This is a genomic window from Anaerosporomusa subterranea (assembly GCF_001611555.1).
Classification (GTDB): domain Bacteria; phylum Bacillota; class Negativicutes; order Sporomusales; family Acetonemataceae; genus Anaerosporomusa; species Anaerosporomusa subterranea.
In genome coordinates, this window is record NZ_LSGP01000014.1 from 1 (window position 1) to 8,594 (window position 8,594).

8 protein-coding genes and 1 pseudogene are annotated in these 8,594 nt (G+C 46.8%); 1 reads left to right on the forward strand and 8 read right to left on the reverse strand.

The annotated features are described in order from the left end of the window. The 8 genes and pseudogenes from AXX12_RS07375 to AXX12_RS20140 form a co-directional block, all read right to left on the reverse strand. A pseudogene (locus AXX12_RS07375) lies at positions 1-187 on the reverse strand (GntP family permease); the annotation flags it as partial. 115 nt (positions 188-302) lie between these two features. Continuing rightward, positions 303-1,985 (reverse strand): dihydroxy-acid dehydratase, encoded by a 1,683-nt coding sequence (gene ilvD, locus AXX12_RS07380; protein WP_066240383.1) that lies wholly within the window; start codon positions 1,983-1,985, stop codon positions 303-305. A 350-nt stretch (positions 1,986-2,335) separates the two neighbouring features. Next, positions 2,336-4,228 carry a sigma 54-interacting transcriptional regulator gene (locus AXX12_RS07385; RefSeq protein ID WP_231881837.1) on the reverse strand — a complete coding sequence of 631 codons (1,893 nt, stop codon included), beginning with the start codon at positions 4,226-4,228 and terminating at the stop codon, positions 2,336-2,338. Between the two features lie 198 nt (positions 4,229-4,426). Beyond that, a complete protein-coding gene (locus AXX12_RS07390; RefSeq protein ID WP_066240387.1) occupies positions 4,427-5,074 on the reverse strand; it encodes a 3-oxoacid CoA-transferase subunit B in 648 nt (215 codons plus the stop codon). Between the two features lies 1 nt (position 5,075). Then, on the reverse strand, positions 5,076-5,729 hold the full coding sequence (atoD, locus tag AXX12_RS07395) for an acetate CoA-transferase subunit alpha (RefSeq protein WP_066240390.1): 654 nt from the start codon (positions 5,727-5,729) through the stop codon (positions 5,076-5,078). Positions 5,730-5,766: 37 nt separating this feature from the next. Further along, complete coding sequence (locus AXX12_RS07400) at positions 5,767-6,612, reverse strand: methyl-accepting chemotaxis protein (protein WP_066240393.1); 846 nt, start codon at positions 6,610-6,612, stop codon at positions 5,767-5,769. A 46-nt stretch (positions 6,613-6,658) separates the two neighbouring features. After that, positions 6,659-7,840 (reverse strand): acetyl-CoA C-acetyltransferase, encoded by a 1,182-nt coding sequence (locus AXX12_RS07405; RefSeq protein WP_066240396.1) that lies wholly within the window; start codon positions 7,838-7,840, stop codon positions 6,659-6,661. 468 nt (positions 7,841-8,308) lie between these two features. Beyond that, complete coding sequence (locus tag AXX12_RS20140; RefSeq protein ID WP_407922244.1) at positions 8,309-8,386, reverse strand: hypothetical protein; 78 nt, start codon at positions 8,384-8,386, stop codon at positions 8,309-8,311. Positions 8,387-8,409: 23 nt separating this feature from the next. On the opposite strand from AXX12_RS20140, the gene AXX12_RS19820 reads away from it, so the two are divergent. Beyond that, the coding region (locus AXX12_RS19820; RefSeq protein ID WP_231881838.1) for a hypothetical protein at positions 8,410-8,594 on the forward strand (185 nt) is incomplete at its 3' end.

Sequence of the window (8,594 nt, forward strand, 5' to 3'; positions counted from 1 at the left end):
TGCCAAAACCGGCGGAATAGGTGGTAAGCATCCCTTTCGTCACTTCGATGCTGCCGTAGGCAAACAAAAGAGCCAACAAGGAACACAGGGGACCGACGATCAGCAGGTTCATGCCCTTGTACGCCAGCCACATGATCAGAGTCAGGGAAACCAGAATACCAATAAGACTGATAAGTTCGTAACCCATTTTCTCGAATTCTCCTTTGCATTAATAATGTTAAAAATGAGCCAGTGTATAAACGGGTAAATGATTGGACATTGGTAATGCGATCATTTACCCATTTATCGCAAAGGTTCTCCTTTTATTCTCTAATCCTAGAACCACGCAGCACGGCGCCTGTATCAGCAGAAGTCACTAATTCTGCATATTTAGCCAATACACCACCCTTGACCTTTTGGGGATGCTTCACATGCTTCAACCGTTCGTTTATCACTTCCTCGCTCACCTTTAATTCGAGCCGGCGATTTGGAATATCTAAAACAATTATGTCGCCCTCCTGCACGGCTGCAATCGGACCACCCATCGCCGCTTCAGGAGAAATATGACCAATAACTGGTCCGCGGCTGGAGCCTGAAAAACGACCATCTGTTATTAAAGCTACACTTTCATCCATCCCACGGCCAACAAGGAGTGACGTTGTCATATGCATTTCTCGCATACCAGGTCCGCCTTTCGGTCCCTCATAGCGAACGACAATACAATCTCCCGGTTTTATACGATCGCCCGACACCGCATCCGTAGCTTCCTCCATGGAATGAAAAACTCGAGCGCGCCCCTCAAATTGCCACATACAAGGTTTAACGCCGGACGATTTAACTACCGCGCCATCTGGTGCCAGGTTACCACGCAGGATAGCAATGCCACCTTCTTTTCTAATCGGGTTATCAACACTATGAATGACCTCGTCTACAACCGCTTCCACCGCTGCCAAATTTTCTTGAACGTTCTTCCCGGTTACGGTAAGCTGCTCTGGTTTTAAATAGCGTTCAACAGCTTTTAAAACTGCTTGAATACCGCCATGCTCGCTTAAGATGCTGAGTGGATATTTTCCAGACGGCTTAAGGTCACAAATATAAGGAACTGTTTTACTAACTTTATCAAAATAATCCAGGTTTAAATCGACTCCGGCTTCGTGGGCAATCGCCATTAAGTGAAGAACGCTATTAGTCGAACCCCCCAGCGTCATATCCGCCACGATTGCATTATGAAGCGCCGCTTCTCCAACGATCTGTCTAGGTGTAATCCCTCTTTTCAGCAGTTCAATTACCTGCTTGCCTGACTCATGGGCGATACTGGCCTTGGCGGAACGAACTGCCAAGGCAGCGCCGCACCCAGGCAAGGAAAGCCCCAAAGCTTCTGTCAAGCAACCCATCGTATTTGCCGTTGCAAGCATTGAACAAGTACCCGCGCCCGGTAATGCAACTTTTTCGATAGCAGTTAACTCATCCATAGAAAGCTTGCCCATCTGTGTTTTCCCAATGAACTCGCGCATATCAGTCAGCGTAATATTTTTAATGTTTTTATAGTTTCCGGCTTCCATTACCCCTGCAGTAACAATTACCGTAGGAATATCAATACGAAGAGCCGCCATAATATGACCCGGTACAGTCTTGTCGCACCCGGGCAACATAACCATAGCGTCAAACTGATGGGCTTGGACCATGAGTTCAATAGAATCAGCAATGATTTCTCTGCTCGGCAAAGGATAACTCATTCCTTTGTGTCCCTGGCACATGCCATCACAAATAGCAATAGTATCAAATTCTTTCGCTACCCCGCCGGCTTCAGAAATTCCTTGTCTTACATGATCGGCTAATTCACGAAGGTGCATATGCCCCGGAACCATGTCAGTCCAAGAGTTAACGATTGCAACCATTGGTTTTTTTAAATCACTCTCCGTCATTCCTGTGGCATAAAGCAATGCCCTGTGCGCCGCTCTCTCAATGCCCTCGGTTAATTCTTTGCTTCTTTCGTTTAGTTTCATCGCTCGTCCCTCTTTCCTTTTCTATACTTTTAATTTGTTGTAGAATGCCAATAAAATATTTCTCTCTTTAATTGGCTACTCACTTTCTTTATATTTGCAAAAAGCATGCCAACATCGTCTACCTTAGTTCTTTTTTAAACTTGCGAGAATTTCAGATTTCTCAGCCACATCATGTAAATAACAAGAAATTTTTTCAACAATCCCAGCAGCCAAGTTCAATATGACTGCTAAAAAAACTAGCACTATGCTTATTTTTTATAAGCATAGTGCTAGTTCAAGACAGTCCCGCTCCAATATGTGTCACTTAAAATAAAGCATTTTCTCGTTTTGAGCTTTATAACGCGTAATCATTATAGAAGGTTTTCGATCGTCGCTCTATTAATCCCCAGTATCTTAGCTGCTTTACTTTTGTTATAACCAACCTCCTGCATCACCACCGCAACTGCTTTTCGTTTTATTTCATGCATGGTCCCTGAAAAGAACACTTTTTCAGCCTTAGGCTCTTCACAAGAACAAGCTTCCGCCATGATCATTTCAACTTCTGACACAGGCTCTTGACCAGCCTGCATAGAAAGAACTATTCTCTCCAGCACGTTTTTAAGCTCTCGAATATTCCCTGGCCAGTCATGGCTCAACAAAAAGGGAATAACCGCATCGGGGAAGGCTTCATGATTCCAATTATATTGTCGACTTAACTCGGTTATTAGGCATGCCACCAACAGAGGAATATCGTCTTTTCTTTCTCTTAACGGAGGTATTGGCAGGTTAAGCACATTTAAGCGGTAAAACAGATCCATGCGAAAGGCGCCTAATGCAATTTGCTTTTTCAGGTTAACATTAGTAGCTGCTATAATCCGCACGTCTATCGGCGTCATGGTGTCCGATCCCAACCGCATCACTTTTCGTTCTTCCAAAACACGCAGCAGGCTTGTTTGAAGCTCCTTATTCATGTCTCCAATTTCATCAAGAAAAATCGTGCCACGATGCGCTAATTCAAATAAGCCTGGTTTCCCACCTTTCTTAGCGCCCGTAAAGGCCCCTTCAGCATAGCCAAACAACTCACTTTCTAAAAGTTGAGGCGGGATCGCCGAACAATTAATAGCCACAAACGGTCCATTTGCTCTAGCGCTATTCACATGAATGCTTTGCGCAAACATCTCTTTGCCCGTTCCATTATCACCTTGAATCAATACTGTAGCATTTGTCTTAGAATACTCCTTGGCAAGCTCAATTAAGCGCTTCATGCGATCATTATTGCAAATGATATCGGAAAACCTATACTTAGCTATTAGCCCCTTAGCATACAAACTTTGCCGAATTTTTTGTTCATCGTCTTGAATTCGCGTTACTTCCTGAAAAGTTGCGACGACACCTTTAACGACTTGATCAATTAAAATGGGAATGCGGTTCGTTAAAATATAACCGCCAGGGCACTGTTGTAACTGTCCCGTTTCTTCCACACCACTCTTCAATACAGCATCCATCCTGGTGTTCGGGAGAATTTCCTTAATCGGGCGTCCGATAAGTTGCTCGTCTTTGATTTTAAAAATTTGTTTTGCTACTGGATTTATCACATCAATCAAACCGGTTTCATCAACGGCGACCACACCATCATGAATGGAATTAAGGATCGTCCGAAATCGCTCAGTATGTTTTTTTTCCTCATCTTGAGCTGCAAGAATATTTTGAGCCTCCAAAACCGCTTGCACAATCGACTCCTCTCCCGAAGAAATCATCTGTACGCTGCTGGTTTTCAACCCCAATCGCTTAACTACGTTGTCTCCTATAACCAAATTAATCTTATTTGTATCAATAAGCTTCTGCGCGCTGTCTCGAACATCTTCCCAATCAATATCACTTTGTGCGCCATTGATCATAAATTCCCGTGTCGGGATGTTCCAAAAATCGCATATTACACGACAGCCGCGAACTACATTTTCAAAGCCAATAATGCCAACCGTTTCTGTTGAATTACGATATGGACCAATTGCTCTCATTACGTCATATCCGGTTATTTTGATCTCCACGAGCGGTATATCCACTTGACTTCGAATAGCGGCAGCCGTCCCGCCCCGGCTAATAATAACTTGCACACCTTGTACTTTCAGTTTCTTTGCCAGAGAAACACCTTCCTGAATTGGGCAACGATATACTTTGATGTCTGCATGCATTTCGCGAATCACCTGACGGGCCAAAATCTCTATTTCATCATAAGGGGCTATTAAGCATATTTTTGTTTCCACAGTAATCCCTCGCATTGCAAGACTGCTCTCGAATTGGATTTTATAGACAGAGTAATAACAAGGTTGCTGATTAATTTATCTTCCACACGCAAATCTAATTTCCTGTTAGTGCAGCGAATAAAGCCGTATGAGTAAAACTAGAAGGAAGATAAAAAAATACCCCACCTGCTTTTTTCAGGTGGGGTATGCGCTTGGAGCTTACAGAGCCATTGTTTTTAGGTTTTCCGATACCGTATATTCGGCACCAGTTGCTTCTCTTACTTGCTCCAAGGTTACTTCCGGGGCAAGTTCGATGAGCACCAGACCGTCTTTCGTCATTTCAAAAACACAAAGGTTGGTAATGATCAGGTCGACTTCGTTTTTAGCCGTTAATGGCAAGGTGCATTTCTTTAGGATTTTCGGCACTCCGCCTTTAGCGGTGTGTTCCATAGCGACAATGACCTTTTTAGCGCCGACAACCAGGTCCATGGCGCCGCCCATGCCGGGAACCATCTTGCCGGGAACCACCCAGTTGGCAAGGTTGCCTTCCTGATCCACCTCGAGAGCCCCGAGAACAGTCGCTGCGACATGGCCGCCGCGAATAATGGCAAAGGACATGGCGCTGTCAAATACGGCGCCGCCAGGCTGAATCGATACCGGTTTACCGCCGGCGTTGACACAGTCGGGGTCGACTTCGCCCTCGAGCGCCATCAGGCCGACAAAGCCATTCTCTGACTGCAGAATAATGTTAACAGACGGCGGAATAAAGTCGGCTGCCATAGTCGGTATGCCGATGCCGAGATTGACGACATCACCGTCTTTGAATTCTTGTGCAACACGGGTAGCGATAATTGTCTTCGCATCCATACTACTCACCCCCCTGAACGATCATATCGACAAAGATGCCGGGTGTCATGACCTGATCCGGGTCAATCTCGCCAATTTCGACGATTTTATTGGCCGCGACAATAACCGTCTCCGCCGCCATCGCCATAAGCGGGTTAAAGTTGCGGGAAGACCTACGGTAGAGCAAATTGCCCGCCTTGTCAGCGACATCCGCGCGCAGCAGGGCGACATCGGCTTTTAGCGGCTTTTCGAGCAAAAATTCACGGCCGTCAACAGTCACTTTTTGTTTGCCGTCTTCGACGATGGTACCGATGCCGGTTGGGGTCAGCACTCCGCCTAAACCCGCACCACCGGCGCGAATTCTTTCAGCAAGCGTTCCTTGCGGGACAAGTTCCACTTCCATTTCTCCGGCGTTCATCTGTCGCCCGGTTTCAGGATTGGTACCGATATGGGAAACAATCACCTTTTTGGTCTGGCGGGAAACCACCAGTTTGCCGATACCACGATCAGGAAACCCAGTATCGTTGCCAATAACAATGAGGTCTTTTATCCCTTTAGCGACAATCGCGTCCACTAGTCCTTCGGGCGTCCCTGTGCCGAGAAAGCCTCCGATCATAACGGTCATGCCATCCCCAATATTCTCTACTGCCTTATCTTTAGAAATAATCCTAATCATATCTATCCCCTCTATCACATCTGAGAATCCTTACTATTTACTGTGTGCTATCTATAAAGTTATTAGCGGTTTGATCCAGCTTTTCCGCCATAGTATTGATTTGTTGAACCGAATTGGCGATATGACTGATAGCTTCAGCCACTTGAGCTATCAACACTTCAATCTGAGTTGTCTGTTGATAAGACTTTGTACTGGCTTCTTTAATCTCAGTTATAATGTTCTCCACTTGTTTGATGGATTCCGCGCTACCAGAAGCCAACTTGCGGATCTCTTCGGCGACTACGCCAAAGCCCCTGCCATGTTCACCCACTCTGGCGGCTTCGATAGCGGCATTCAGTCCTAGAAGATTCGTCTGAGCCGATATGTTTTTTATCAAGCCAAGTACTTGGTCGGTTTCCTGGACGCGTTGCTGGGAATTTTTAGTTGTAATAGTTAGATGCTGACTTACAGCGGCAATCTCTTCGCTTTGTGCAGCAATTTGCTCGCTGGTACTAGCCAGTGAACTGATAGCATCTGTTAAAGTTGTTGCCATTTCCTTAAAACCGTCATATAGTTCGACGGATTCGGTTATGGCTATTGCGCCGATTACTTCATTCTGACTGTTAAATATGGGATTTGCGAGTGCGATATAGGGAAATCCCCGTACCGATTTGTCAATTCGGGTAAATATTCGCCGTTTTTCTTCAACTGCTCTTTTTAAGGCGGTCCCATCCCTGAGCGGTTGACCGATAGGCACTTGCAAATCAAAGCTCTTGGCCCGTTTATACATCAGGAATGTAGTACAGTCAGAAATAGTCACTCCATAATCAGCTGGTACTATTTCAGACAATCGTGCTAATACATAGATATAGTGATCTAAAATTTCTTTATCTTCTTCATGCATTATTGTGCTCTCCTATAACGATATGAATGAACGACCATAAAGGGTGTTAATCACGTTCGACGATGGTGGCTACGCCTTGGCCGCCGCCGATGCAGAGGGTTGCGAGGCCGAGTTTCTTGTCGTTTTGGATTAGGCTGTGGAGCAAAGTAACCAGGTTACGCGCGCCGCTGGCGCCAATGGGATGGCCAAGGGCAATCGCGCCGCCGCGGGTGTTGACTTTCTCTTTCGGGAAGCCGAGCTCTTTGCCGACTGCCAGGAACTGCGCGGCAAAGGCTTCGTTCGCTTCAATTAAATCGAGGTCGTTGATGCTGAGTCCGGCTTTGGCAAGGGCTTTACGGGTCGCGGGAACCGGGCCCATACCCATGATGCTGGGATCAACGCCGCCAGAGCCGTAGGAACGAATCTTGGCCAGGGGTTTGACGCCTAGCGCTTGGGCTTTCTCAGCGCTCATAACGACCAGAGCAGCCGCGCCGTCATTAATGCCTGAGGCGTTAGCGGCAGTGACTGTGCCGTCTTTTTTGAAGGCAGGCTTCAGGCCACCAACGCTTTCTACCGTGGTGTTGGCTTTGGGGTATTCATCGGTGTCAAAAACAATGTCGCCTTTTCTGCCTTTGATGGTGACAGGAACGATTTCATCTTTGAACAGGCCGTCCTCGATGGCCTTGGTTGCTTTTGCTTGTGACTCAACCGCCAGTTGATCCTGGTCTTGGCGGGTCACGTCAAATTTAGCCGCCACATTTTCAGCTGTGATGCCCATGTGGTAGTCGTTGAACGCGCACCACAGACCATCTTGAATCATCACATCAGTCACTTTCGAATTGCCCATGCGGTAGCCCCATCTGGCTTTGGCGTCTAAGAGGTACGGTGCATTGGTCATGCTTTCCATGCCGCCGGCTACGACGATGTCGGCGTCACCGCAAAGGATGGCTTGGGCTGCCAGATTGACTGTTTTCAAACCGGAACCACAGACCTTATTGACGGTATAGGAAGGAACCTCAACTGGCAGACCGGCTTTAATGGCAGCCTGTCTGGCGGGGTTTTGGCCTAAGCCGGCTTGCAATACGTTGCCAAAAATGACTTCGTCGACTGTTGCCGGGTCGACCTTGGCCCGCTTCAGCGCCTCCTTGATGACAATTGCGCCGATTTCAGTAGCCGATAGGGAAGCAAGCCCGCCGTTAAAACTGCCGATCGCTGTTCTAACTGCACTTGCGATTACCACTTCACGCATAGCTAACACCATTCCTTTCAGTAAATGCCTTCGTTTGTTTCACAAAATGGTAGCTCTTGTTTTCCTTCGGAATTTATTTATACAAGCAATTAAGCCGGCTGATAGCTTCAGCGACTTGAGCGATCAATACTTCAATTTGGGTTGTCTGTTGATAAAACTTTGTTCACAACAGCACCCAATGGCGCACGCCTAGTCATTTAAAGCTCCTTCCTAAATAGTGGTCTAGATGTTGAGCCGTAAAAGCCGTCACTGAGACAAGATGTAATTCCAGTCTCTAAATACAAAGATGCCTGCGGTTTGCGCTGAACAGCAGGCAATAAGATGGATCAGGTGTTTTCAAAATCCGGCTTGCGAAACTTCACTCCCATGATATCCTCCTAGATGCGATCCATAGCGCCATATTTGCGCGGGGGTGGGAGCGGGTGCTCCCACCCCCGCGTACAGCACAATCTCAGAATAGAGTAATCTTTAGGGACTGATTCCCGGCATCTCGCAGGCCTCGGCGCTATTAGCGATTTCGCGGCCGATCTCCTTAGCGATGCGCATGACGCGTTCCACCAGTTGGGTATTTGTTCAAGAAACTCGCGCTGAAATGCGGCTCATATAATGCCCATTTCGACAAAGACAATACTGAACACGGAGACGAACACTGGAATGACAACCGTACACCAAAAGAAGTGCTTGTAAGAATTCGCATGCGTCAGCCCCGCGGTATTGATCATGTTGATAACGGAGCCATTATGCGGCAGGGAGT

Coding starts and splice junctions, on each gene's coding strand:
- ilvD (WP_066240383.1), bottom strand. CDS start 1,985: ATGAAACTAAACGAAAGAAGCAAAGAATTAACCGAGGGCATTGAGAGA.
- AXX12_RS07390 (WP_066240387.1), bottom strand. CDS start 5,074: ATGGATGCGAAGACAATTATCGCTACCCGTGTTGCACAAGAATTCAAA.
- atoD (WP_066240390.1), bottom strand. CDS start 5,729: ATGATTAGGATTATTTCTAAAGATAAGGCAGTAGAGAATATTGGGGAT.
- AXX12_RS07400 (WP_066240393.1), bottom strand. CDS start 6,612: ATGCATGAAGAAGATAAAGAAATTTTAGATCACTATATCTATGTATTA.
- AXX12_RS07405 (WP_066240396.1), bottom strand. CDS start 7,840: ATGCGTGAAGTGGTAATCGCAAGTGCAGTTAGAACAGCGATCGGCAGT.
- AXX12_RS20140 (WP_407922244.1), bottom strand. CDS start 8,386: ATGCGCATCGCTAAGGAGATCGGCCGCGAAATCGCTAATAGCGCCGAG.